The organism is Arthrobacter sp. MMS24-S77 (assembly GCF_054888235.1).
In genome coordinates this window covers 936,151-959,932 of the sequence record NZ_JBTZRN010000001.1, presented here as the reverse complement: position 1 = coordinate 959,932, position 23,782 = coordinate 936,151, and the positions used below count along the sequence as shown (strand labels likewise).

The following is a 23,782-nucleotide window of genomic DNA, read 5'->3' as shown; positions in this document are numbered from 1 at the left end:
AGAATTCATGTCCTGTCAAAGGTTTGTACTGACATATTTACAACGAAACGTAATGGCCAAAACTACGCGGTGACCTGGGTTTGAATCCGCTCCAAAACGCCGGAGTTACCGCGTGGGAACGGCAAGCTCGCCAGTGACATACTGGGCGCGACCAAAGCCGAAGGACCAGTCATCGGCAGTATTTTCAACGTAACCGAGGAAGACATCCTCGCCCGCAACACCAACCTCGCCGAGCTGGGCGGCAATGGAGGCAAACAAGGACTGCTTGGCTTCGCGACTGCGGCCAGCCTGGGTGAATATCTGGATCATGACCACGCCGGAACTTCGCTCGAAACCTAGGCCGGCATCCTGGGCGAAGATCTGGCCACCGGAATGCTCGGTGATGATGTGGAAGTAGTCGCGTTCGGGGATGCCGTACTCGGCGAGGATGGCGTCGTGGATTCGCTTGCTGAGTTCGCCGAGCTGCTCCGGCGTGCGGCCTTCATTGACATCAATGCGGACGAGGGGCATATTTCCTCCTGTGAGACAGTTTGTCCTGACATACTAACAAACTTTCGAATCGTGCCACAAGCTCTCGCCACTGTGGCCCCTCCGCCTGCGACGCTCGCTCACCTATATGGCCTTAACGGCAAACGCTCGCTCACAGTGGTGAGCGAGCGTCGGGCCAAAACCCTTCATAGGTGAGCGAGCGTTGGGCCAAAAGGCGCCAAAAGTGAGCGAGCGTTGCTCCTTGCAACACTCGCTCGGGCATCCAACAGTAGGACCCAACGGTTAAACGACGACGGCGCCCGTCGCCTTCACGTGGAAGGTGACGGGCGCCGCCGTACTTTCAATCGCGCGGAAACCCTGCGCGGGGCCTTGCTAGAGGGTCGCGAAGACCTCGCGGAGGAGCTTGGCGGTCTCGGACGGCGTCTTGCCGACCTTGACGCCTGCAGCTTCGAGGGCTTCCTTCTTGGCCTGTGCCGTACCCGCGGAGCCGGAGACGATGGCGCCTGCGTGGCCCATGGTCTTGCCCTCGGGGGCCGTGAAGCCTGCAACGTAGCCGACAACCGGCTTGGTGACGTTGGCCTTGATGAAGTCGGCAGCCCGTTCTTCAGCGTCTCCACCGATTTCGCCGATCATGACGATTGCCTTGGTCTCCGGGTCAGCCTCGAACGCAGCCAGGGCGTCGATGTGGGTGGTGCCGATGACGGGGTCGCCACCGATGCCGATCGCGGTGGAGAAGCCGAGGTCGCGCAGTTCATACATCATCTGGTAGGTCAAGGTACCGGACTTGGAGACCAAGCCGATGGGGCCCTTGCCCGTGATGTTTGCCGGGGTGATGCCAACCAGGGCTTCGCCCGGGGTGATGATGCCGGGGCAGTTCGGCCCGATGATGCGGGTGATCTGCTTGCCGTCAGCGTCCACCGTGGCCTGGGCAAGGGCCCAGAACTCGGCGGAGTCCTGAACCGGCACCCCTTCGGTGATGACGACAACCAGGCCGATGCCTGCTTCGATGGCTTCAACCACGGCGGCCTTGGTGAATGCCGGCGGAACGAAGACGATCGAGACGTCGGCGCCCGTCTCCGCGATGGCTTCCTTGACGGTGCCGAAGACGGTGATTTCCTTGTCGCCGTGCAGCACCGTAGTGCCGGCCTTGCGGGCGTTGACGCCACCGACGATGTTGGTGCCGGCCTTGAGCATCAGGGCGGTGTGCTTGGTGCCTTCGCCGCCGGTGATGCCCTGGACGATGACCTTGGAGTCCTTGTTGAGGTAGATAGACATAGTCTTGCGTCCCTTACTTCGCTGCGTTGGCGAGCTCGGCGGCCTTGTCGGCGCCCTCGTCCATGGTGGCTGCCAGGGTAACCAGCGGGTGGTTGGCCTCGGCCAGGATGCGGCGGCCTTCTTCGACGTTGTTGCCGTCGAGGCGGACAACCAGCGGCTTGTTGGCGTTGGAGCCAAGCTCGGCCAGTGCACCGACGATGCCCTTTGCCACAGCGTCACACGCGGTGATGCCACCGAAGACGTTCACGAAAACGCTCTTGACCTGCTCGTCGCCAAGGATGACGTCCAGGCCGGCGGCCATGACCTCAGCGGAGGCTCCACCGCCGATGTCCAGGAAGTTGGCCGGCTTGACGTTGCCGTGGTTTTCGCCTGCGTAAGCGACGACGTCGAGGGTGGACATCACAAGACCGGCGCCGTTGCCGATGATGCCCACTTCGCCGTCAAGCTTCACGTAGTTGAGGTCCTGCGCCTTGGCCTTGGCCTCGAGCGGGTCGGCTGCGTCCTTGTCTTCGAGTTCAACGTGGTGAACGTGGCGGAAGCCGGCGTTCTCGTCCAGCGAGACCTTGCCGTCAAGGGCAACGATGTCGCCAGCGCCGGTCTTGACCAAGGGGTTGACCTCAACAAGGGTTGCGTCTTCCTTCTTGAAGACGTCCCAGAGCTTGAGGATGACGGAGGCAACCTTGCCACGCAGCTCCTCGGAGAAACCAGCAGCGGCAACGATTTCGTCGGCCTTGGCCTGGTCGATTCCGACAGCGGGATCGATGGCAACCTTGGCGAGTGCCTCGGGGCGCTCTACGGCAAGCTGCTCGATTTCCATGCCGCCTTCAACGGAGCACATGGCCAGGTAGTTGCGGTTGGCTCGGTCCAGCAGGACGGAGAAGTAGTATTCCTCAGCAATGTCGGCGCCCTGGGCGATCATGACCTTGTTGACGGTGTGGCCCTTGATGTCCATGCCAAGGATGTTGGTGGCGTGCTCCAGCGCTTCGTCAGCGGACTTTGCGACCTTCACACCGCCAGCCTTGCCACGGCCACCGACCTTTACCTGCGCCTTGACGACGGTCACGCCGCCAATGTTCTCGGCTGCAGCCTTTGCTTCTTCAGGGGTGTGCGCCACGATGCCGGCGAGCACGGGTACACCGTGCGCTTCGAACATATCGCGCGCCTGATATTCAAACAGGTCCACGGTTTAGTGTCCTTCTACGTCGAAGTAGTTTCTGTACAGCCGGAAACCACGGTGACCGCGAAAACCGGCTGCGGATAGGTGCGCATCGAACGGCCGCCAGGCAGCCGGTCACATTGCGCAAGTTCCTCTCGAACTTTAGCCCCCCGGGAGGCCAGCCGGTTCTACAGTACCTGTTAAGTGAGTAACCACACACTTCTATCGACCGTAGAAAAACCGCTGTATGACGCGGTTTTCCCGAGCATCCGGCCACGGCCATGCTAGGACGACAAGACGCCGGGAGCCCCTAGGAGTCAAGCTTGGTCAGCGGCGCGTAACGCAGCAGCAGCCGCTTCTCGCCGACGTCGAACTTCACCTTCGCCACAGTCTTGTCACCGGCGCCTTCGATGCCGATCACGGTGCCGTTACCGAAGCTCGTGTGGTTCACTTTGTCCCCCACGACGACGGCGACCACCTCCTTTTGCGGCTGGACACGGTTGCGTACGACGGCGGCCGGCACGTCGGCGTTGAAGCCCGCCGTAGCGCTGGCGGCAGCCCCGCGCGAGGTGCCCGCACCCCAGAAGGATCCGCCGTAACGCCCGGAGCCGATGGGCGCGTTGCTCCAGCCGCTCACCTGGCGGGAGGTGCCTTCGCGCTTCCACTCGACCAGGTCAGTGGGGATCTCCTCGAGGAACTGACTGGCGGGGTTGTACTGGCTCTGGCCCCACATGCTGCGGACTTCCGAGCGGGTCACATACAGCCGCTTCCGTGCACGGGTAAGGCCCACATAGGCCAGGCGACGCTCTTCTGCCAGTTCCTTGGGATCCGTTGCGGAGCGCTGGTGCGGAAAGAGCCCGTGTTCCATGCCGGTCAGGAAGACCACGGGGAATTCCAGGCCCTTGGCCGTATGGAGGGTCATGAGCGTCACCACGCCCATCCGCTTGGCCTCGGCCACGGCGGCAGCTGCGTCCTCGGAGGATCCCTCCGGAGCGTCGGGGATCTGGTCGGCGTCGGCTACGAGGGAGACTTGCTCCAGGAACTCCCCTAGCGAGCCCTCGGGGTTGTCGCGCTCGTATTCGCGCACCACAGCCACCAATTCGGCGAGGTTTTCCACGCGCGATTCGTCCTGCGGATCGGTGCTGGCGCGGAGCCCGGCAAGGTACCCGGTCTGCTCCAGGACAGCTTCAAGGGCAGCTGCGGCACCCGAGCCGGAAGCCACCTCGGCCAGGTCGTCCAGGAGTTTCACAAAGCCCAGGACCGCATTCACGGAGCGGGTGGCCATACCGGGAGCCTGGTCTGCCTTGCGTGCCGCAGTCATGAACGACGTACGCTCGCGCTCGGCCAGGGCGGCCACGGCGCCCTCGGCGCGATCGCCGATCCCCCGCTTGGGTTCGTTGAGGACGCGACGCAAATTGACGTCGTCGTCCGGGTTCACGAGGACACGAAGGTACGCGAGCGCGTCCTTGATTTCCTTGCGCTCGTAAAAGCGGGTGCCGCCCACCACTTTGTACGGCAGGCCCACACGGACCAGGACGTCTTCAATGGAGCGGGACTGGGCGTTGGTGCGGTAGAAAATGGCGACATCGCCGGGACGCAGGCCCTCCTCGTCCTGGAGCCGGTCGATTTCCTTGGCGATGAACTGGGCTTCGTCGTGTTCGTTCTCCCCCACGTAGCCGATGATCTTCTCGCCGTCGCCCTCGGCCGTCCAGAGTTTCTTGTCCGGGCGGTTCGGGTTGCGCGAAATGACGGAGTTGGCAGCGCTCAGGATGTTCTGGGTGGAGCGGTAGTTCTGCTCCAACTTGATGGTGCGGGCTTCCGGGTAATCCTTCTCGAATTCGACAATGTTGCGGATGTCCGCTCCACGGAAGGCGTAAATGGATTGGTCGGAGTCGCCGACGACGGTCAGCTCGCTCGCGTGGGGACCCTCGCCGACGATTTCGCGGACCAAGGCGTACTGGGCATGGTTGGTGTCCTGGTATTCGTCCACGAGGACGTGGCGGAAACGGCGTCGATAGGACTCTGCGAGCGCGGGGAAAGCCCGGAACATGTAGACGGTCTGTGCGATGAGGTCGTCGAAGTCCATGGCGTTGGCCTGGCGCAGGCGCTGCGTGTAGCCCTTGAAGACCTCGGCCACAGCTTGTTCGAAGGGTTCGTTGTAGTTGGCGCTGGAAGCGAACGCATCGTCATCAATGAGCTCGTTCTTGAGCGCCGAAATCTTGTGCTGGATGGCTTTGGGCGCGAACTTCTTGGGGTCGATGTCCAGGTTCTTGGCCACGAGCGTGATGAGCCGCAGGGAGTCCGCGGAGTCGTAGATGGAGAAGTTGGAGTTCAGCCCCACGTTGGCCGCCTCGCGGCGCAGGATGCGCACGCACGAGGAGTGGAACGTGGAGATCCACATGGTCTTGGCGCGGCCGCCCACAAGGGCTTCGATGCGTTCCCGCATTTCAGCGGCTGCCTTGTTGGTGAAGGTGATCGCCAGGATCTCGCCGTGATGGGCCCGTCCGGTGGCGATCAAGTAGGCAATGCGGTTTGACAGCACACGGGTTTTTCCCGACCCTGCACCGGCCACGATCAGCAAAGGGCTGCCGGCATGTTTGACAGCTTCCTCCTGCTGCGGGTTCAACCCTTGGAGCAATGCTTCCGCCGACGGCAAGCCCGAGTGGCCCCGGCCCTGCCCACCGCTCGACGCCTCACCGCCGGGCGTCCTACCCCAGGACGCCCCACCACCGGGCGCACCGGGTCCGGGCGCACCGGGTCCGGATTCGCGCTCAACTTGGCCGCCGGCGTCGGGCAAGCCTCGCTCGAAGTCCGGCAGCCCACCTCCGGCGCGCGAAAGCATGGCTGGAGCGGCCTTGGTGGCAGCTCTGCTGGCAGCTTTGAATGGGCCATCCGCGTACGGGTCAAACAACATATCCATGGTATTTACCAGTCTAGGCGGTGGCTCTGACACCGGAGGACCCACCGGATGTCCGCAATGTCCCGTCAAATAGCGGCTCCGTTGCGGATGGGCGCCATTCGGATGGCTTCTCCCACTTATGCTTCTTAGAAGCTACAAGTTCGCTGGCTTAGGGACACATCCGGGGGAACGGCATGCGCAGAAAACGAGGGGTTTGGAGTACGCGTCGGCCCGAGGTGGTGTCGAGATTCGGCACCATTCTGGGATTGTGCATCGCCACGGCCGCAAGCTTGTTCATGGCGGCGAGCAACCCGCTCCAGCCTTGGGAATTCGTGGGCTCCTACCTTGTCTTGGCTGCGCTCCTCGTTTGCTTTGCACTGATGTTCCATTCGGACGCGTGGCCACAGCGCTTGGGGATTCTCCTCGGCCTGGTCCTGCTCGCTGAACTGTTGGGCTCCTCAGAGCAGCGCGACGAGCTCAACCCTACCTTCCTCCCTTACAGCCTGGTCCTCTCGGCGAGTTCCGTCCTCGTCCTTTCGATGCGCAAGACGTGGCGTTCGGTGATCTTCACAGCCTCGGCGTTCCTGCTCGTCCTCGGGTACACCGTCACTTCCGCCTTGGTCATAGGTGTCCGTCCCGCGAGCGCTTTCATTCTGGCATCGGCGTGGGCTATCACCTTGGCAATGCGGCTTGGCGGACCACGCGCCCTGGCCCTGTATTGGGGCGATTTCGCCGTGCGCCAGGATTCGATGGCGGCCCACATCGTTGCACAGAGCCGGCGCAGTTCCGCGGCTTGGAACGCGAGGCACTTGCACGACACCGCGTTGCGCACGCTCACCGTGATCGGCCGCCAAGGCGCCGGGGCCTCCTCGAAGGAACTGAGGGAAATGCTCGACGGCGGCACCTCCGCGGGAATGGCCGCGCGGCGGGAGTTTCCGTCCCCCGGTGGGACCGGCGCCAACGTTGGCGCTTTGTCGCCCTCCGAGGCTCCCGAACATGGCGATCTCGCCGTTCGGCTACAGCGAATCGCGGAGAAGCGGTCGCGGGACGGCTTCAGCGTCGAGATCCACGGGGTGACTGGACCGCTGGCCGCGCCTGTCCAAGCTGCCTTGCTGGCCGCCGTCGACGAATGCATCCTGAACGCGGACAGGCACGCCGGCGCAGCGCATGTGGATGTGCTTCTGTCCCGGAATTCGGACCACGTGTCAGTGGTAGTCAGCGACTCCGGTTGTGGATTTGATCCTTCGAAGCTCTCCACCGACCGCTTGGGCGTCAAAGAATCCGTCCTCGCCCGGATGCGCGATGCCGGGGGCCGTGCCAGGGTCTTTTCCGCCCCTGGACGAGGAACCACGATCCTGCTCGAAGCGGTAGGCGCATGACTGTGCCGGCGATGTCGCGGAGCAGCGTGCGGGGACCACTTTTCGTGTCCCGGAGGATTTTGGCGACAGCCTGCTTCGTGCTGTGGATCCTCAATTTCTATCTCGCGCTTGAGGCTGGCGACAAGAGCGACGCTGCCCCTTGGCACATCCTTGCTGCCGGCCTGGACTTGTTGGGGCTCCTCGTCGCCGTACACGCATCCGATGTCGCCACCAGGCGGGACCGGCTGGCCAATCTGCGTGCCACCTGGCTGGCCTTGATCCTTGGATCCAGTTGCTGCGCAACCTTGGCCACCACGCCCCGTACGGGTCTCGCGCTGATCGGCGCGAGCACGCTCTTCTCCGCTGTGACTGTTCTTCTCGTGTCCCATCTTTGGAGCCTTCGTGGATTCGTCGCCCTCACCGTTGCGACCGCAGCCATCAGCACAGGCATCTACGCTGTCACTCCTGGCGCCGACCCGAGGGCGGCATGGATCATCCTCTTCCTGTCGCTCCTTCCTGGTTTCGTCGGAACGGTGAGCGTGTTGCTCCGCCGGGACGCCATTCAACGGAAGGGGGCCGGAGGCCTGAGTGAGCGGCTCGATGCTTTGACGGCGGCCGTCAACGCCAAGACTTCAGCACGGGAGCTTGAACTGGCGGGCACCAAGGCCCAGATCGATGAACTGTTTGCCAAGGTGGCCCAGGCTCCGTCCGTGCCCTTGGACCCCGCAGTGGCCAAGGAAGCGAGGGAGCTTGCGGGTCATCTACGCCAGCTGTTACTGGAGGAATGGTCCGATAACTGGCTCTCAGAGGCATTGGAACTGGAGGGCCTGGGCAGCAGCGCGGTTGTTGCCCAGCCGGCGGACGTCGTGGAAGAGCTGCCCGAAAGCTCGCGCCCGGCCATCCTGGCTGCGACCATGTTGATGGCTGTGGGCGCCACTTTGCGTGGGACGGACCGACGTGGAACGCACCGAGGCCGCCCGCACTGGCCCGGCTCCCCTCCACAAAGGTCGGCACATCGCCTCCACTTCTTCGCCGAGAAGGCCGGCCAGGACAGGTTGCGCCTGACATGGCGCATCAGCGGAGTTCACAAGAACCATCTCTCGCCATTGTTGTGGACAGAACTGGATTCGCTGGGCCGTCCAGAAGTGCGCAATGACCGCGGAGGCTGCAGCATTGTGGTTGACACGGCAGGGTGGCGACGTTGAGCACCGTTGAGTTGAGCACCGTTGAGTTGGCTTCGGTACAGTCCGGCTCCGTTCCCGCAACTGGCCCGGTTCCAGGCATCCGGGTTCTCATCGTCGACCGCCACCGGCTCTTGATCGACTCCTTGTCGCAATGGCTTCTCCTGAATGCTCCCGGGATTACTGCGCTGGCCGGAGCCACCGCTTGGCCCCTCGAGAGCGGGGCGCCGGGAGGCGCTGGAGCCAGGGGCGCGGATGTCGCCGTCGTAGGTGAACTGCACGGAGGCGAAGGCGGCACTATTGCCGGTGTGGTTACCTCGCTGCGAGGGTTGGGAATGCAGGTGGTCATGCTGGTGGACCAACAGCCTTTGACGGCCATCACCTCAGCCCTCGACGCCGGTGCGCTGGCCATCGTTCCCAAGTCCGCGGAGCCTGGCCACACCGCCGCCGCGATCCGGGCCGCTGCATCCGGCCGCCGATACCTGCACCCGGAGATCGAGGGCATTCTTGAGTCGGCTGCGCTTACGAGGGTAGAGCTGACGGCCAGGGAGCGGCGGCTGGTGGAGCTGTACCTTGGACCCACGCCTCGAGGCACCAGGGAAGTCGCGGAGCATTTGGGGATCAGCGAACAGACAGTCAAGTCCCACCTGCACCGGGTCCGTCAGCGCTATGCCGCCGCTGGCTTCAACGTGGGAAACATCATCAGCCTCCAGGACCAGCTTCGCAAAGACGGTTGGCTTCGCTAATCGACGTTCGGCTGCGGCTTCGGACGTGATGTCGACGCGAGGATGCTCACCAACGCGAGCAAAAGCGGAACGCACAATGCCGACATGAACCCGGCCACAATCATCTGGCTCCGGATTTCCGGCTGCCCTTCCATCAGCAGGACAACCCAGAACTGCGCCCAGCAGCCGATTACCGTCACCACGGCAAGGCGTCCTATTCCCGACTTCCTCCGAGCGGCGACGGCGAACCCCAGCAACAGCGTCAAGAGGTGGAGTCCCACCAACGCGACAGGCGCCGCCTTCATTGCGGTGTAGAGGCCCAGGACCAGCGGCACCCTGCGCTCCTTGGCGCCCGGTCCCTGGCCCGCATCCTCCATGTATGATCCCGCGTAGCTGAGCTCGGGCGTGAGCAGCGCGCTGATCCCCTGCTCTCCCAGGCCGATCAGTCGTTCCGGGTGCGTGGCAAAGAACGCGGCGATGGTGCCACGGTTGATCTTTTCTCCGAACTGCGGATAGCGGGAGTTGTACACCGCTGAATTGATGGAGTCCATGCTGCTGCCCGCGGCCGTCAGAAAACTCCGGTCCAGCCCCAGCCACTCCAGGTCCGCGGCGGGATCGGGACTGTTGGAGAGGATCCCCACGAAGACAGTGTTGTAAAGGTTTACCTCCGTAGCCCGTTTGGGTTGCATCGCGAGGAATGCCAGGGCAATCGCCGCGATGGCCATCACGGCTGCCGCAGGCATCACCAACGCTTGCCACCGACGGCGACGGCGCGCGGGCGGCGCTAGCCCGACGGCCGGCGCTGGCCCGACGGCGGCTGCCGGCAACCAAAGGAGCGCGAGGGCAACCACCGGCACCCAGGACACCATCTGCGGTTTGGCCGAGACTGTGAACGCGGCGGCGAAGACCACTATCAGCACCGATGCCCAGCGCGGTCCCCGGCCGTTCCAGTAGTGCAGCAATGCCACGGACAGGGCAAGTACCCCGAGGAACGCAGCGGGCTCGCTGTAGGGCGACACGAAGAAATCCGCAAAGATCCCGTCCGCCATGACCAGGGTGACGAGCGCAGCGATCAGCACCCGGAAAAGAGTCCGCCCTGGCAACACCGCCACGAGCCCGGCGATGAGGGCGCCGAAAACAACGCAGCAGATAATCCCCACGGCTCGCGTGTCCAGGCCCGGTCCCCAGCCAAGCAACGGCGTGAGCCACTTGCCGAGCCACAAGAGCAGCAATTGTGATGAATAGACGGGCTCTCCGGATCCCGTGAAGCCGCAACCCTCGCCGTAGTACTGTTGCGGCACCCAGCCTGGATGGATGAACCGGGTGAAGTCCTGGTAGCCCCACGGCCTGATGTTCCGAAGGCCCAGTGAACAAACCAGCTGGTGGCCGGATCCTTGGTCAGCCATGCCAACGGGCTGGGGCAGGAACAAGCGGAGGATCATCGCGAGGGCAGCAACCGTGCCGGACAACGCGGCGACCGCGCGAACGCCGCGTGACCCCAGCTCACCGGGCCCCAGCTCACCGTGCCTCAGCTCACCGGGGCCGAACATCCTGGCCAGATAGGCGGCAGCGGAGCGGAGCGCCTCAACAGTCCCGCTTTTCCGGCGGACCGGTTCCGGGGCGAACGTTGTTGGCGTGCGGGTTTCTGGGACATCCGGCCTGGCTTCAACCACGTTTCGGCCCTCCCGCCGGCGCGAGCGTGCCGGTGATGGTGCTTGGATTGGACTGCACGGGCGCGACGGCGCACCTGACCGTGCGCGCGTTGTCGACCGTCCGGAGGATCGGACGCAGCGTGATTCCGGCGGGGATCACGTCCACGCCGAGGAACTGCAAGGCATAGGGAAGGCACCGCGCGTTTCGCGCGGCCGGAGTGGCCACGCTTCCATCCAGGATGAACCACGCACTGATGTCCTCCGCTGTGTGGGGCTCCGTGCAGGGAACATCGACGCCGTCGTCGCTCAGCCCGCTGCTTGCGGGTTCCTGGCGATAGCATAGGCGCAATGCGGCCGAGTCCGGGCCGGCCAGGATGCCCTTCACACTCAGGGTGGTGGCCCGTGGGGTGCCATCTTTCGCAGCCAGGAGTACGTCACAACGAACAGCCCGGGCGCCGCGCTCCCAATCGTCACGGCTTGGGGCGTACGCGGCGATGGCCAGGCCCGTTGTACCGTCGCGTTCACCCGCGGCCAGGTATTTCCGGAGCGAAGCAACGTCGCACAGCCGGTTGGTCAGCCCCTTGAGCTCCTGTTGCCCGGGCCTTGTTCCCCGCCCTGCCAAGGGGGCCGGTACCTGCGTGATCTTGAATGTCTGGGCCGTGTGGGCATCCCCACAGGCAACCGGCGGGCTGGGCTCGCTGACGGCGTCGAACTGCTCGGGGGACACGATCAGGTGGCATTCGTCCACTGCCGGGTTGGCGGTGGATGCTCCGGGCAGGGTCTGGTTGCATCCGCTCAGGAGCCCGGCGAGCAGCAATGCCGATGCCGAAAGCCGCCCCCACTCCGCCAAGCTACGCGGCACGCCGCCCCCGGCTGGTCTTGCCTGCGCGGACCAGGACGATGATGGCCGCCACAAAGCCGATGATCACCACAAACGAGCCGAGGAAATGGTGCATGATGCTGAACCCTTGCTCGCCCCAAGCCTGCTGTGCGCCGGCAATCATGGAGTACCTCAAGCCGTTGCTGAAAACCACAATCAGCAACGCAGCAGCGGCTGCCCGCGCCAATCGTGGCACCGCGATCCGGCCCATGAGGAACAGAACGCCGGACAAGGCAAGGATGGGGGCTATCAGCACCGCGCTGGAGCACAGCCCGGTCACCATCAAAGCGAACGGGTGTCCGTTCCCGATGTTGTGGAAGATGATGTCGCGAACGCTGTAAGAAGAGCCGCCTAGCACCCGGTCAAACACCCAGGCCATGGCCCAAGCTTCGAAACTACGGATGTGCTCCTGCTGCAGCATGGCCAGGACGGCCGCCGCCAAACATGCCACGCCGGGCAGAAGCCCGCCCTGGCCCGTCTGGAGCCTTGCGGAACGTGGACCCCGCGGGATCCCTGCGGAGTAATCGGCACTCGTGGACACTAGGCTTCCTTCGCTAGCAACTGGGCGTCGTTCTCATTGTTGCGGCGGGTTTTCGCCCAGCCGTGGCGTCCCGTGACCAGGCGATATGTTGCCCTCAGCACGGAGACGTAGTTCTGATACATGTAGAGCCAGTAGCCCACTCCGCATAGGATTCCCCACGCCCAGCTCTTGCCAGGGGCTGCCTGCCGGCGGTAGACGGGACCCCACAAGGCGAAGGGCGCGATGCCCGTGACAATGATGAGCGGGATGATGAACCAGGACGCGGCCAGCCAGGCTTGGAAGCCGCCCATCGTGAGGGAGCCTTGGGCAACCATGCTGACGAACAGCGTGGGCCACAAAACCAAGCCCAGCATCTGGATGAACGGTTGGACCAGGAAATAGCTCGACTCGATGGCTCCGATGTTGCTGAAGTATGGAGAATCGAAAATCCGCCCGAGGTAGCTGCTGCACTGCATCCCTCCGTGGCACCAACGCGTCCTTTGGGTTATCAGGCGGCGGAGCCCCGGGAGTGCTTCCTGGGCCACATGGGTGTCATGCATGTACACGGTCCTGTAGCCGCTCAGCATCACGTGGATCGCCAGCTCGTAGTCCTCCAAGAGGGCGCCATGCCACGGCTGCCCGGAGGTCCTTGCAATGGTGTCGAGGGCCGAAAGCCGGGTGAACTGGCCGTTGCCGCCCAGGCCAACGGTCAGGGTGTGGCGCCGGAGGGACTGCATGGCAGCGATGGTGGTGCGGAACTCCATGTCCTGCATGAGGATGAGGTACCGGGCGAATCCTTGCTTCACGCGAGCCAGCCCGGTGGCCGTCTTCAGTGACGGGTCATCCACATTGGACATCCAGACGGCGGTCTGCGCGGCCCCTACTTCAGGATCACCGAAAGCAAGTGGTCCGGCCGCCTGCCGGAACGCGTTCCCCGCCATCAGCCCGTCGGCGTCGAGCACTAAGACGATCACCGAGGCACGGTCCGTTCCAGACGGCAGCCACGCGTCGAGGGCCCGGTACGCGGCGTTCAGGGCATCGCCCTTGCCCGTGCGGGCCATGGGGCGGAAGCGCCGCACCAGGTGGATCAACGGATCCGCTTCCGATGCATCCTGCACGATCCGGGCTGTGTTGTCGTCACTCGCATCGTCCACCACCCAGACGTGGGCTTCAGGAAATTGTCCCCGTAACTTCGCGAGGGTATGTCCGATGACCGTTTCCTCGTCCCGGCACGGAATAAACACGTGCCAGGCGAAGCTGCCGGGTGCGCCCTCTGGGTCCGGCTTTCGGCGTAGGAACGGAACCAGGATCACGCTGATGTAGGCGAGGAACACCACCAACAGCACGAACGCCAAAGCTTGGGCGGACTCGAGTACTGACATATCTCCCCGATGGTGCTTGCGGCTGTCTGGGCCGTTTCAAGAAATGGTGAAGCGGGGCGGCCCCTGGTGTGGGGCCGCCCCGCGGTTGCCGTAGCTAGGAGTGCTTGCGGCCGGCAGTCCGCTTCGCGGTCTTGAGCCTGCTGTTGCGCAAGACCACGAAACCGGTCACCAGCAACGCGACGCCCAGAAGGATGGCCCAGCCGAGGGCCGGTGCGCCGGTGAGGGCCAACGTTCCGCCGCCTGCCACCGCTCCCCCTGTCGTCCAGCTATGTCCGTACATGTGGGAATTCCTTCCGTTGTTCTTGACTGTTGCTGTGGCAATCAGGCGGCCACAACGGCGGTCCGACGGCGTGCACGGAAGAACAACCAGGCAACAAGCGCGAGCAGTGCCGCAGCACCGCTGATGGCCAGGGTGTCCTTGTTGACCACCGGGATGGCGGCCGCATCCAGGTTCGGACCCACAACTGCATTGGCCAGGTTGACCGTGGCGATGCTGCCGCCGGCCACGCCTACCTGCAGGGCACGCTGCGTGAAGACGCCTCCGCTGCTTTCCTTGATGTTGACCTTGGCCGAGACCAAGGCGGTCAAGGCGTTGGACAGCGGGGTCACGATGGTTCCGGTCACTCCCGAGACCACGCCGTTCAGGGCGGTGGTCAGGATGGCCAGCGCGGGACCGGCAGTAATCTGCGCGATCGGTCCGAGAGCGTTGACTGCCGTGGTCGCGGTAGCCAGCGTGGAGTTGACCAGGCTGGTGATCTTGTTGGCAACCGCCTGCGGCAGGAACGAAATGAGGTCCGTTCCAGGAGGCAGGGCGTTCACGCTGGGCACACCGGCAACAGCCAGGAGGTCTGCTTCGGTGATGGAGATGGTGCCGCCTGCAAGAGGGTTCGCGACGGTGACGCCCAAGGGAGTCAGCACGAGGTTGGCGGTGTTGATGGCGGTGCCAACCGTGCCGGCAACGCCGCCAATGACCGTTCCGCCCAGATCGGCGGAAACGCCGGCAACGGCTGATTCGCCGACGGCGGCCGCGCCCTGGTCCTTCTTGGCGGCCGCGGCCAGCGTGGTGATCTTGAGATCGACGTTGACGAGGTCCGCGCCGCCAAGGATGTTGGCGGTGCCCAGTTTGACCTCGGCAGCCGGGATTCCGGTGCTTCCCGACGTCGGAAGGCCGCCAGGCAGGGTGACGAGTCCGGGTGCGCCGGAAACGGTGCCGGAGAATGCCGCTGAGGATCCGTCATTGACGGCCTTACCGTACTGGCTGGCCGCGCCTACGGTGATGATGCCGTTGTTCTGCAGTAGCGGAACATTGCCCGAACCGACGTTCACGACGCCGAAGACGGCGGAAAGGTCCAACGGAGTGCTGTTTTCAATGACCGCCGGGCCGGACGGCGGTGTGCCGATCTGCTGCGCCGTTGCTGCGCCATTTGATGCCAGGCTGGCAAAGTTCGGGATCGCGAGGACGCTGCCGTCGATGATTTGTCCGCTGCCTGACGAAATAAGATCGGTCGGTGCTGCGGTAGCTGCGGGTGCCGCCACCAAGCCGAGAGCCAGCGCCGTGACGGCGCTGACGCCAACTGCGGCAGACCATGTCCTGTGTCTGGTATTCAAGTATTGCCCCCTTGTGAGAGTTGCAGTCACGCTAGGAGTGCTGCAACTGAAACCTGGGAGGATGCACTCCCCCCAACGTGAAAGTTAACAAGGCTTGCGGGAGGCGTCCGTGCAAGGTGCCCGAATGGGTTAAGCCACGAAGTCAGGGCGTCGCTCGCCCATCCCCAGCATGGAGTCGATGGCCGCTACGGCACGGTCGGCAGCTCCTCCGTCGCCATAGGGATTAACCGCCGTGGCCATAGCCGAATACAGCGCTTCGTCACGGATCAGTGCAATGACGGAGTCGACGATCGTTTGCTCGTTGGTTCCGATAAGCCGCGCTGTGCCCGCGGCCACGGCTTCGGGGCGTTCGGTGTTGTCCCGCATCACCAAGACCGGTTTTCCGAGGGCAGGAGCCTCCTCCTGGACCCCTCCCGAGTCCGTCAGCACCACGTGGCACAGACTCAAGAGCTTGGTGAAATGAACGTAACCGAGGGGCTCCGTGATGGTGATGTTCGGGACGCCTGCGACTTCCGGCAGGACCGCCTCCCGCACAGCTGGATTCCGGTGCAGGGGAAGGACGATTTCCACCTCTGGGCACCTGGCCGCGACCCGCGCGAGCGCCCTGCCGACGCCCACCATGGCCTGGCCCAGATTCTCGCGCCGGTGAAGGGTCACCAACAGGATCTTGCGGCCTGAATCCGTGATCTTCCGGAGGGCGGGTTCTGCGAACTCGACGTCCCTCTTGACAGTTCCCAGCAGCGCGTCGATGACCGTGTTACCGGTCACTGCGATGTTCTCCGACCGAATGCCTTCGGACAGCAAGTTGTCCCTGCCTGTGGAGGTAGGCGCAAGATGCAGTGTGCTGATTTGCCCGAGCAAGCGGCGGTTCGCTTCCTCTGGAAAATGTGAATTCAGGTTGCCGCTGCGCAGTCCGGCCTCAAGGTGGACCACCGGAATTCCCTGGTAGAACGCCGCCAGCCCCGCAGCCATTGCGCTGGTGGTGTCTCCCTGGACTACTACCGCATCCGGCCTGACATCGTGAAGGACCTTCGTGACTCCTTGCAGGGTCTTTTCCGTGATCCCGGCAAGGGTCTGGCGGGGCTGAATGATATTCAGGTCATGCTCCGGATGGACGCCGAAGAGCGCGTTGACCTGGTCCAGCATTTCCCGGTGCTGCCCAGTCACTGCTACTGGCGCCTTGTAACGGCCGGTTGCACCCAAGGCATGGACCAGCGGCGCCATTTTGATGGCCTCCGGACGGGTGCCGTAAATGAGCAGGACGGTACGGGTATCCAAATTTTCCCCCTGGGCTTGAGCTGCCGTCCGGAGACTAGCAAACGCCCAGCGCGCTGCCCGGGGTACTCCCCAATAGGGTCAATCCACCCCGAGGGACATGCCCCCCTCCTTGCTTGAACCACTGGACATAACTGCGCTATGTCCACCCTTAGCACCAAGGGGAGCGCATGCTCAGGCGAATTGCGGCACCGAGGTGAGCGCCGCGCGCAGCTCGCGGACCGCCGTCGGGCCTCCCGCAATGAACCAATCCAGGCCGTTGACGCGCACGACGCCGGTGTCCCCGCCTGCCGCGCGGACGATCGCCTTGCCGGGGAGCCAGTCCCACTCCGGGCAGCTGTGTTGGAACCAGCAGCCCAGTTCGCCGTCGGCCACCCGGCCGAGATCGCAGGAGCCGGACCCGAACATGCGCAGCGAGGCCGCGGACACGGCCGCCGCGTGCCACGGCATGGCGGCGCGGGGATCGGCGAGCCAGGTGGGGTGGATGTAGGTGGCGGCGCCGAGCTCGCTGAGGGCGGCCCCGGATGGTCCGGAGATCCGTTCGCCGTTGAGGGTTGCGGGGTGCCCTTCCCCGCCGATCCAGAGCTTGTCCAGTTCCGGCTGGTAGATGGCGCCGAGGATGACGTCGGGATCGGATGCGACACCATGAGATGCCGGCCGCTCGTGCTTCAAGGCGATCGCAGAGCACCAATACGTGGAGCCGTGCAGGAAATTGTAGGTACCGTCCACGGGATCGATCACCCACGTGCGGCCGCTGGTTCCTGCTACCGAGCTTCCCTCTTCGCCAAGGATGCCGTCGTCGGGGCGGCAGCGGCGCAGTTGCTCAAGGACGTACGCCTCGGCCGCATGGTCTGCGGCGGTCACCACGTCCGAAACCGAGGTCTTGCGTTCTCCCTGCAGCCCGCCCATCCGCATCAGCAGGGCAAGTTGCCCGGCTTCCCGGACCAGGGCAGCAGCCAATTCGTAGTCGTCGAGCGATGGATCAAGTTCTGTGGCGGAGTGCCTGCCGGTGGTCATGTGTCCAGCTTATGTGGCGGGATAATGATTCATATGGCCAAGACCCCAGCCCAACGCATCAAGAAGCACGGCGCCAATGCTGCCGTCCCGCAGCACCACTTGCCGGCGGTGGTCAATCCCACCACCCAGCGGTCCCCCGGGAAGGCCCAGAGCAACGGTCGCCTCATAGTGATTGCCGGGGTCGTGGCCAGCCTTTTCCTGTTCTGGTACGTGCACCTCCTGACCTTGAACCAGATGACCCAGCTGTCGGGCGGCATGGCCATGCCCGATTCCCTCATGGGCGGATTCTCCACCGACTACGTTCATCAGTTGCACGAAGCTATGACCGATGACGCCCGCGGCCAGCTCAGCTACATCCATAAGACCGCCGGAACCCTGTTCCCTCTGATCTTCGGCTTCACGTGGCTTCTGCTGATTGGCACCAATGTGGCCGGCAAGGCACTCCGTTGGGTCCTGTGGGCCACTCCCCTCCTGTTCGCCGTGGTCCGTTTGTGGAGCAACGTGGCGGTTGACGCCGCGCTGGGATCTGCCACGCCCGACGCCGGACAGGTGGCTTTGGCGTCCACGCTCACCGTTTTGGGCTGGGTGCTTTTCCTGCTGAGCCTTTTAGCCGGCGGCGCGGCTGTCTTCATGGGGCGCCGGAGTTCAAAGAGCGACTGACGATCCTCCGTTCCCGGTGCACCCGCTGCGCCACCACAAGGCCGACGAGCGAAAGCCCGAGGATGATCGGGTAAGCCATGGTTCGTTCGATGGCGCCCGGCTCGTCCACGCGCAGCGCCGAAGCTAGGACGAAAATCGTTGCGCCTAGGGACACCACACCGAAAAGCAGCACCATCCAGGACATGGTGGTGCGTCGCAGCCACACCACTCCCAGCAAAGCCAGTGCCAGCGGTCCGGCAATGAAGTACAGCCCGGCTCCCGTCAGGTGCCAGGCCAGCGCCGTGTCCTCCGGGACCAGTCCCACGATGGTTTGGCCAATGCCGGCCACTAGGACCAGTACGCGCACCGCACCTGCAGCGAGCCACGGCACCTTTCCAGGACCGGAACGGATGTAGCGCTGCTTCGGCTGCGCGGCCACGGACAACACCGCCGAGCTCAGCAGCACGGCACCAAGCACCATGGCAACGCCTTGCAGGACGAAGGATGCGTTCATGAGCCAGTTCAGTGGCGAACAGACCTCATAGCCGTTGAACGGCCCGCACTTGGCTGCGCCGAGGTCGCTGATGACGTGGGCGCGACGATCGTAGCCAGGAGTGCCTTGCCAAGCGGCCATGGCTGCGGCTTCAACAATGAAGTAGTGGATGAGGCTGAGGGAGGCCCACGCCCCCATTAGCTCGCGTCTTCCGGCGACGTCCGGCAGCAATCCACGTTCTTCGGACAAAGGGTCCCTGGCCCGCGGAGGGCCCGCCGTCGTCATAGCGCCAGAATAGCCGCCCGTGGAGCGGGAACGAAGACCTGGGAAAGAAAGGGACCGCGGTCAGGGGTGTTGCTCCTGTGCCGGACCGCTTCCCGGGGCGAGCATCTCCCGCGCTTGGAGCGCACGCTGGTGGGCGCCCGCTTTGTCGAAGCGGTCAGCCGCTTCGAGCAGGCTTTCCTGTGCCGACTCCTTGCGCCCGGTATCGGCTTGGGCACGCGCCATCAGGAGGTAGACCTCGCCTGCCATCTGCGGAGGCAGTTGGTCAGCGCGTCCCCTGATTTCTTCCAGCAACTCTATTGCTGCGCCAGCGTCGCCCGCGAGGTAGTTCCAATGCGCTCGGTTGAGCCGAAGCAGGAGAATTTCCTCTTCGCTGCCGCCCACCACATCCGTCGCAAGCTCCGCCCGTTCAATGCACCGCAGGGTGGCGGCATCTGCCACTTCAGCGGCTAGCCTCATAGCCGCCGATGCCTTGTTGAATTTGGCCCAGACATCAAGGTTCCGGGAAGGGGAAAAGGTTTCCGCTGCAAGTTCATGGTAGTGGAGCCCTTCATCGACCTTGTCGCAAAGGAAGGCCACATTGCCGATCACCCAGTACGCTTTGCCGGCTAGCTGGTCATCCATTTCATCGGAGATTCTTGCCGAGAGGGACAAGCACTCATCCCAGGCCTCCTCCAGCTTGCCGGACTCGCCATATGCGGCAATCAGTGCCTGCCTGGCATGGACGTCGATTTCCATGTCGGCGTCATCATCGACCATTCCAACTGCCGACGCCGCAGCCGAGGTGGCCATCTCCAGGAGCCCCTCACCCCGTAGGGAGTTCGCCATCAAAATGAGTGCCCGGGCCCGGTGTTGGGGTGAAGCCGCAGCCAACGATGCCTCGGAAAGGGACCTCGCCAGCGCAGTGCTCGCAGCGAAATCACCTGCATCGAGAAGATTCTCTGCTTGAAGGAAAGTCATGTTCCACCATCCGGTGGAATCGCCCTCATCAAGGGCAATGTCAGCAGCCGAGCGCGCACCATCGGCAGCCTTGGCGAAGTCGTGGGTGGCCCGGTGCCCTCTCGCCTGCAGTTCCGCGGCGGCGTACGACGGCGCAACCTTCTTTTCTCCCATAGCTCCATTATGTCTCTGGGACACTCCGCCGATGATTCAGGCGAGCGTTTAGCATGTTTCTGCACCGTGTGGACGAACACTGATGACACGGCGTGTCGCTGCTCTTATAATGAGCATGCTTCACTTCGTTCACTCCAGTCGCATCAGTAACTTATATCAGGAGCTTCCGCATGAAAAGAACCATCGCCGCTCTCCTCGCTGCCGCAGCAATCTTGCTTGCCGGAATTTCCGGCTCGGCAGCCGTTTCCGCCAGCAGCGAGAATCCCTCACACGACTCGTCCATAGCCACTGGCTGGTGGCCGAACTTCGCCCAGGACTCCGCAGAAGCCACAGGCTGGTGGCCGAACTTCGCCCAGAACTCGGCAGAAGCCACTGGCTGGTGGCCGAACTTCGCCCAGGACTCCGCAGAAGCCACAGGCTGGTGGCCGCACTTCGCCCAAGACTCCGCAGAAGCCACAGGCTGGTGGCCGAACTCCACTACTCAGGGTTCGCCTCAGGCCACTGGCTGGTGGCCGAACTCCACCCCGTCCAACTAGCCATACTTGAAGGGCACCGGACGAGGCCCGGTGCCCTTCAATTTGGCCAAGAAGCGCGACTCGGGCCTTTCCCATGAGGCGGCGTTCAGGCACCCCGCAGCAGTTCCGCGAATTTCTCCGGTGGCATGGGTCGGCCGAAGTAGTACCCCTGGCCACTGGCACAACCCAGGCGGGAAAGCTCAGCGGCTTGCTCTGCCGTTTCGATGCCCTCGGCGACTGCCTGCATTCCACATGCATGGATGAGCTGAAGAACCGCCGCCACAAAGTCCCGTTCCTTGTCGTCCGTGCCCAGGCCTTGGATCAGGGACCGGTCAATCTTGACCACGTTGACGGGGAGGTTGCGCAGGTAGCTGATGGAGGAATAGCCGGTACCGAAATCGTCGATCTCCAAGCGGATCCCCAGGCGCCGGAGGCCGGCCAGCGAGTATTTGTCGATGTCGCTGCCGTTCACGGCCATCGACTCCGTAAGTTCGATGACCAGCCTGGATGCTTCCACTCCGGTTTCGGCAAGCACTTCCCGCACGTGCTCAATCAATTCCAGGCTTTGAAGTTCGGTTGTCGAAATATTGACCCGCATGCTGAAGTCTTCGTCCACGCCGGGGCCGTCCTGCCACTCGCGCAATTGCCGCATCGCTTGGCGAAGAACCCAGTAGCCGAGATCGATGATGATGCCGGTTTCCTCGGCCAACGGGATGAACGCATCCGGCATCAGCAATCCCCTGTCGGGGTGGTTCCACCGCACCAGCGCCTCCGCGCCTTCAATGCGGCCAGAGCCCAACTCGACAACAGGCTGGAAATAGAGGACCAGCTGATCTGTCCGGATGGCTTCACGCAGCTCCGAGATCATGAGGCCCTGGAGTCGGCGCGCATACAACAATGCCGGCTCGAAGACCCTGACAGTGCTCCGCTGCTCGGCCTTTGCCGCATACATGGCTGTATCGGCTTCCATCACAAGATCGTCCACTGACTGCCCGGGTTCGCCAACCGTGAGCCCGATGCTGCTTCCGCAGATGATCCGGACTTCGCCTATCTCGATGCTCTCGCCCACTGCCCGGAGGATCCGTTTGGCAACTCCCCGCGCGTGGGCCGCATTGGATTTGGGCAGCATGACGGCGAACTCGTCCCCGCCGAGCCTGGCCACCGTGTCGCCGTCGCGGACCGCCGCGAGCAAGCGCTTGGCGGTGACCTGTAGGACAGTATCACCGGCACCGTGCCCCAGGGTGTCGTTGATGCCCTTGAACGAGTTCAGGTCCAGGACGAGCAACGCGGGTGGAAGTTCCCCCGTTCGGATTCCGCCAGCTCGTGACTCAGTGCCCTGTTGAGCGCCGTACGGTTGGCCAACTGGGTCAGCGGATCAGTGAGGGCCATCCTCTCAAGCTCGATTTGGGCCTCGCGCAGCATGGCGGTGCGGCTTTCGACGCGTTCCTCGAGTTCCTGGTAGATCGCTTGAAGATCGTCCGCCATGAGATTGATCCCGGTGATGACGGCAGCCACCTCGTCCCGTGGGCCGGAGACCGGTATCCGCGTGCTGAGGTCGCCGTCCGCAATCCGAACTACCCCTTCGACGAGGGCAAGGAGTCGTGGATCCTGGGGCTCATGATTCACGGTGGTGCTCTCTCAACCAGTCCCGGGCTTCCGCCTCGGAGGTGAAGAACCGCGCCGGAACTGAGTCCGACCTTGCGCGCAGGAGGTAATGCGCGATCACCCGATCCACGGGGCTCTCCCCCAGCAAGGCACACGCCGAAACAGCCACGGAATTCGTGTAGGTCAAGCGCGCGTCGTTCGTCACTGACAGCACGCCGGTCACGGTCAGCAGCAGCGGCAGCCTCCGTCCATCCGCAAAAGCTCGGACGGCTGCCGCGGCAGCATGGGCTTCCGGCGAGCGGACCACCGTGTTGGGTGGCAGGGTGACCTCAACGATGCCGTCCTCCGACAAGTCGACCGTGATCTGTTCCCCAGCGGCGAGGACCGATGCCGAAGAGGCATGCAGCACATCATCAGGAAGCCGGGATTCCTGGGCCGGTAGTGTCTGGGCGCTCATCGCTGTGTGGCCTGCCGCCGTCGGGCGATCGGCCCGCGAAGCTCCCGAAAGGCACACACCGAAAGGTAGGACGTTGCCTTTATGGGGAATATGAAGCCTGCGTGTCCCGTACGACGCAGAACAAGCTGATGAGTCATGGGTCCTATGTTCTGCCGTGTCGATCAATCTAGTCAGCGCCAAGCTGCGTGGAATCCTCAGCCCGGCGCCATTCCGGTGAGTGCACTCATGATAATGCACAGACTGCCCCTCTCACTGACATGAGGCTACCCCTGAAAACTCAGCGTCCTGCAAACCGCGCCGCCGTCCGTCGCACTTCCCGGACCCGCTGCGCCACCACCAGCCCCGCGGCACAAAATCCGATGGTAATCGGATAGGCCATCAGGCGTTCCAAGGTTCCGGGTTCGGGGACATCCATCCGGGTTAGACCACCCACCACGAGGGCGCCCAGCGACACGGTTCCACACAGCAGAATGAACCAACTCATGGGCGTATGTGGCAGCCAAAGCCGCCCGAGGAGCAACAGGGCGAATGCTCCCCCGATGAAGAACATGAGAGCACCAACAAGATGCAAGGGAGACCTGAGGTCCTCCGGCACGAATCCGACAATGACAGTTCCCAGCCCGGAGATGCCTGTCAAAACGCGGACCGCGACGGCGGACGTCCACGCGTTGCGATACGCGGCGCCTTGTTGGATCCGCACGCCGGGACGGGCCGCAATGCACAGGAGAGGGGTGCTGAGCAGCAGTGCCCCGAACAGCATTCCAAGGCCCTGCACCACAAAGGACGCATTCATGAGCAAATGTAGCGGCGAACAGACGTCACGGTTCTCGTAGGTCCCGCAGTTGATCGCGCCAAGGTCGCTGATGAAACCGGCCCGGCGATCGTAAGCCTCGGGCCCGTGCCAGGCTTCGATCACCGCCGATTCGGCCGCGAAATACTGCACGACGCTCAACTGCGACCAGCCGCCAATGATTGATCGGGTCGAGGCCAGGTCCGGCAGGTAGTCGCCGGGGGCGGCCGGCGCCGTCGTCTGATCTCTCATGCGGGCCAGCCTAGCCGCACACGTGAGGAGGTGCCGGGCTGTCGGTGTTCGAGGGCCGCCCCGGCAGCTTGTATGCTTGTATGCGTGCCCGGCCAGCGGCTCCCAGGAGCTTCCGGAAGGCGCACAAGCCCTCGTAGCTCAGTGGATAGAGCACGGCTCTCCTAAAGCCGGTGTCGTTGGTTCGATTCCAATCGAGGGCACTTGAAAGACCAGCCACGC

At 63.8% G+C, this 23,782-nt stretch carries 23 protein-coding genes and 1 tRNA gene; 6 read left to right on the top strand and 18 right to left on the bottom strand.

What is annotated here, in order from left to right:
• Positions 1–105: 105 nt before the first annotated feature.
• The 4 genes from ACX5I4_RS04475 to pcrA form a co-directional block, all read right to left on the bottom strand.
• Positions 106–510, bottom strand: coding sequence for a tautomerase family protein (locus ACX5I4_RS04475; RefSeq protein ID WP_461835600.1), 405 nt, complete (start codon positions 508–510; stop codon positions 106–108).
• 351 nt (positions 511–861) lie between these two features.
• Positions 862–1,764, bottom strand: a complete 903-nt coding sequence (sucD, locus tag ACX5I4_RS04470) for a succinate--CoA ligase subunit alpha (protein WP_241708187.1) — start codon at positions 1,762–1,764, stop codon at positions 862–864.
• 13 nt (positions 1,765–1,777) lie between these two features.
• Positions 1,778–2,947 carry an ADP-forming succinate--CoA ligase subunit beta gene (sucC, locus tag ACX5I4_RS04465; RefSeq protein ID WP_461835599.1) on the bottom strand — a complete coding sequence of 390 codons (1,170 nt, stop codon included), beginning with the start codon at positions 2,945–2,947 and terminating at the stop codon, positions 1,778–1,780.
• 283 nt (positions 2,948–3,230) lie between these two features.
• The gene (pcrA, locus tag ACX5I4_RS04460; protein WP_461835598.1) at positions 3,231–5,840 is read right to left on the bottom strand and encodes a DNA helicase PcrA; all 2,610 of its coding nucleotides are present in this window, start codon (positions 5,838–5,840) and stop codon (positions 3,231–3,233) included.
• A 173-nt stretch (positions 5,841–6,013) separates the two neighbouring features.
• Here pcrA and ACX5I4_RS04455 point away from each other — a divergent pair, with 173 nt between their 5' ends.
• Genes ACX5I4_RS04455 through ACX5I4_RS04445 form a run of 3 tightly spaced genes read left to right on the top strand, consistent with a single transcriptional unit; the run spans position 6,014 to position 9,104 of the window.
• Positions 6,014–7,198, top strand: a complete 1,185-nt coding sequence (locus tag ACX5I4_RS04455; RefSeq protein ID WP_461835597.1) for a sensor histidine kinase — start codon at positions 6,014–6,016, stop codon at positions 7,196–7,198.
• 44 nt (positions 7,199–7,242) lie between these two features.
• Complete coding sequence (locus tag ACX5I4_RS04450) at positions 7,243–8,382, top strand: hypothetical protein (RefSeq protein WP_461835596.1); 1,140 nt, start codon at positions 7,243–7,245, stop codon at positions 8,380–8,382.
• A complete protein-coding gene (locus ACX5I4_RS04445) occupies positions 8,379–9,104 on the top strand; it encodes a sigma factor-like helix-turn-helix DNA-binding protein (RefSeq protein ID WP_461835595.1) in 726 nt (241 codons plus the stop codon). Before ACX5I4_RS04450 ends, ACX5I4_RS04445 begins: the two co-directional genes overlap by 4 nt.
• Here ACX5I4_RS04445 and wsfD read toward each other — a convergent pair.
• From wsfD to ACX5I4_RS04405, 8 genes are all read right to left on the bottom strand, one after another.
• Positions 9,101–10,756 carry a glycan biosynthesis hexose transferase WsfD gene (gene wsfD / locus ACX5I4_RS04440; protein ID WP_461835594.1) on the bottom strand — a complete coding sequence of 552 codons (1,656 nt, stop codon included), beginning with the start codon at positions 10,754–10,756 and terminating at the stop codon, positions 9,101–9,103. The genes ACX5I4_RS04445 and wsfD overlap by 4 nt on opposite strands.
• Positions 10,749–11,597 carry a septum formation family protein gene (locus ACX5I4_RS04435; protein WP_461835593.1) on the bottom strand — a complete coding sequence of 283 codons (849 nt, stop codon included), beginning with the start codon at positions 11,595–11,597 and terminating at the stop codon, positions 10,749–10,751. The genes wsfD and ACX5I4_RS04435 overlap by 8 nt, the downstream gene beginning before the upstream one ends.
• On the bottom strand, positions 11,587–12,156 hold the full coding sequence (xrtS, locus tag ACX5I4_RS04430) for an exosortase S (protein ID WP_461835592.1): 570 nt from the start codon (positions 12,154–12,156) through the stop codon (positions 11,587–11,589). Before xrtS ends, ACX5I4_RS04435 begins: the two co-directional genes overlap by 11 nt.
• Positions 12,156–13,517: a glycosyltransferase family 2 protein gene (locus ACX5I4_RS04425; protein ID WP_461835591.1), complete on the bottom strand. Its 1,362-nt coding sequence runs from the start codon at positions 13,515–13,517 to the stop codon at positions 12,156–12,158. The genes xrtS and ACX5I4_RS04425 overlap by 1 nt, the downstream gene beginning before the upstream one ends.
• Before the next feature lie 94 nt (positions 13,518–13,611).
• Entirely contained in the window at positions 13,612–13,797 is a 186-nt protein-coding gene (locus ACX5I4_RS04420; protein WP_461835590.1) for a hypothetical protein, read from the bottom strand.
• A 41-nt stretch (positions 13,798–13,838) separates the two neighbouring features.
• Positions 13,839–15,125: a PVV-CTERM domain-containing choice-of-anchor G protein gene (locus ACX5I4_RS04415; RefSeq protein WP_461835589.1), complete on the bottom strand. Its 1,287-nt coding sequence runs from the start codon at positions 15,123–15,125 to the stop codon at positions 13,839–13,841.
• A 129-nt stretch (positions 15,126–15,254) separates the two neighbouring features.
• Entirely contained in the window at positions 15,255–16,403 is a 1,149-nt protein-coding gene (wecB, locus tag ACX5I4_RS04410; protein WP_461835588.1) for a non-hydrolyzing UDP-N-acetylglucosamine 2-epimerase, read from the bottom strand.
• 171 nt (positions 16,404–16,574) lie between these two features.
• The gene (locus tag ACX5I4_RS04405) at positions 16,575–17,417 is read right to left on the bottom strand and encodes an inositol monophosphatase family protein (protein WP_461835587.1); all 843 of its coding nucleotides are present in this window, start codon (positions 17,415–17,417) and stop codon (positions 16,575–16,577) included.
• A gap of 33 nt (positions 17,418–17,450) precedes the next feature.
• Here ACX5I4_RS04405 and ACX5I4_RS04400 point away from each other — a divergent pair, with 33 nt between their 5' ends.
• Entirely contained in the window at positions 17,451–18,077 is a 627-nt protein-coding gene (locus ACX5I4_RS04400; RefSeq protein ID WP_461835586.1) for a hypothetical protein, read from the top strand.
• On the opposite strand, the gene ACX5I4_RS04395 is transcribed toward ACX5I4_RS04400, so the two are convergent.
• The gene (locus ACX5I4_RS04395) at positions 18,046–18,834 is read right to left on the bottom strand and encodes a DUF998 domain-containing protein (protein WP_461835585.1); all 789 of its coding nucleotides are present in this window, start codon (positions 18,832–18,834) and stop codon (positions 18,046–18,048) included. The two genes, ACX5I4_RS04400 and ACX5I4_RS04395, sit on opposite strands and share 32 nt — an antisense overlap.
• 60 nt (positions 18,835–18,894) lie before the next feature.
• Positions 18,895–19,944: a hypothetical protein gene (locus ACX5I4_RS04390; RefSeq protein ID WP_461835584.1), complete on the bottom strand. Its 1,050-nt coding sequence runs from the start codon at positions 19,942–19,944 to the stop codon at positions 18,895–18,897.
• A 170-nt stretch (positions 19,945–20,114) separates the two neighbouring features.
• On the opposite strand from ACX5I4_RS04390, the gene ACX5I4_RS04385 reads away from it, so the two are divergent.
• On the top strand, positions 20,115–20,480 hold the full coding sequence (locus ACX5I4_RS04385) for a hypothetical protein (RefSeq protein WP_461835583.1): 366 nt from the start codon (positions 20,115–20,117) through the stop codon (positions 20,478–20,480).
• Between the two features lie 85 nt (positions 20,481–20,565).
• Here the strand turns inward: ACX5I4_RS04385 and ACX5I4_RS04380 are convergent, their stop codons facing one another.
• From ACX5I4_RS04380 to ACX5I4_RS04365, 4 genes are all read right to left on the bottom strand, one after another.
• The gene (locus ACX5I4_RS04380; protein ID WP_461835582.1) at positions 20,566–21,744 is read right to left on the bottom strand and encodes a putative bifunctional diguanylate cyclase/phosphodiesterase; all 1,179 of its coding nucleotides are present in this window, start codon (positions 21,742–21,744) and stop codon (positions 20,566–20,568) included.
• On the bottom strand, positions 21,726–22,085 hold the full coding sequence (locus ACX5I4_RS04375; protein ID WP_461835581.1) for a HAMP domain-containing protein: 360 nt from the start codon (positions 22,083–22,085) through the stop codon (positions 21,726–21,728). Before ACX5I4_RS04375 ends, ACX5I4_RS04380 begins: the two co-directional genes overlap by 19 nt.
• Positions 22,075–22,521, bottom strand: a complete 447-nt coding sequence (locus ACX5I4_RS04370) for a DUF7793 family protein (protein ID WP_461835580.1) — start codon at positions 22,519–22,521, stop codon at positions 22,075–22,077. The genes ACX5I4_RS04375 and ACX5I4_RS04370 overlap by 11 nt, the downstream gene beginning before the upstream one ends.
• Positions 22,522–22,798: 277 nt before the next feature.
• Positions 22,799–23,563: a hypothetical protein gene (locus ACX5I4_RS04365; protein ID WP_461835579.1), complete on the bottom strand. Its 765-nt coding sequence runs from the start codon at positions 23,561–23,563 to the stop codon at positions 22,799–22,801.
• A gap of 127 nt (positions 23,564–23,690) precedes the next feature.
• On the opposite strand from ACX5I4_RS04365, the gene ACX5I4_RS04360 reads away from it, so the two are divergent.
• Positions 23,691–23,763 (top strand) — tRNA-Arg (locus ACX5I4_RS04360).
• Positions 23,764–23,782 lie beyond the last annotated feature (19 nt).

Bases quoted from the DNA above. Each gene is read 5' to 3' on its own strand.
- ACX5I4_RS04475 (WP_461835600.1), bottom strand. From the start codon at position 510: ATGCCCCTCGTCCGCATTGATGTCAATGAAGGCCGCACGCCGGAGCAG.
- sucD (WP_241708187.1), bottom strand. From the start codon at position 1,764: ATGTCTATCTACCTCAACAAGGACTCCAAGGTCATCGTCCAGGGCATC.
- pcrA (WP_461835598.1), bottom strand. From the start codon at position 5,840: ATGGATATGTTGTTTGACCCGTACGCGGATGGCCCATTCAAAGCTGCC.
- ACX5I4_RS04455 (WP_461835597.1), top strand. From the start codon at position 6,014: ATGCGCAGAAAACGAGGGGTTTGGAGTACGCGTCGGCCCGAGGTGGTG.
- ACX5I4_RS04425 (WP_461835591.1), bottom strand. From the start codon at position 13,517: ATGTCAGTACTCGAGTCCGCCCAAGCTTTGGCGTTCGTGCTGTTGGTG.
- ACX5I4_RS04420 (WP_461835590.1), bottom strand. From the start codon at position 13,797: ATGTACGGACATAGCTGGACGACAGGGGGAGCGGTGGCAGGCGGCGGA.
- ACX5I4_RS04405 (WP_461835587.1), bottom strand. From the start codon at position 17,417: ATGACCACCGGCAGGCACTCCGCCACAGAACTTGATCCATCGCTCGAC.
- ACX5I4_RS04400 (WP_461835586.1), top strand. From the start codon at position 17,451: ATGGCCAAGACCCCAGCCCAACGCATCAAGAAGCACGGCGCCAATGCT.
- ACX5I4_RS04395 (WP_461835585.1), bottom strand. From the start codon at position 18,834: ATGACGACGGCGGGCCCTCCGCGGGCCAGGGACCCTTTGTCCGAAGAA.
- ACX5I4_RS04390 (WP_461835584.1), bottom strand. From the start codon at position 19,944: ATGGGAGAAAAGAAGGTTGCGCCGTCGTACGCCGCCGCGGAACTGCAG.
- ACX5I4_RS04385 (WP_461835583.1), top strand. From the start codon at position 20,115: ATGAAAAGAACCATCGCCGCTCTCCTCGCTGCCGCAGCAATCTTGCTT.
- ACX5I4_RS04370 (WP_461835580.1), bottom strand. From the start codon at position 22,521: ATGAGCGCCCAGACACTACCGGCCCAGGAATCCCGGCTTCCTGATGAT.
- ACX5I4_RS04365 (WP_461835579.1), bottom strand. From the start codon at position 23,563: ATGAGAGATCAGACGACGGCGCCGGCCGCCCCCGGCGACTACCTGCCG.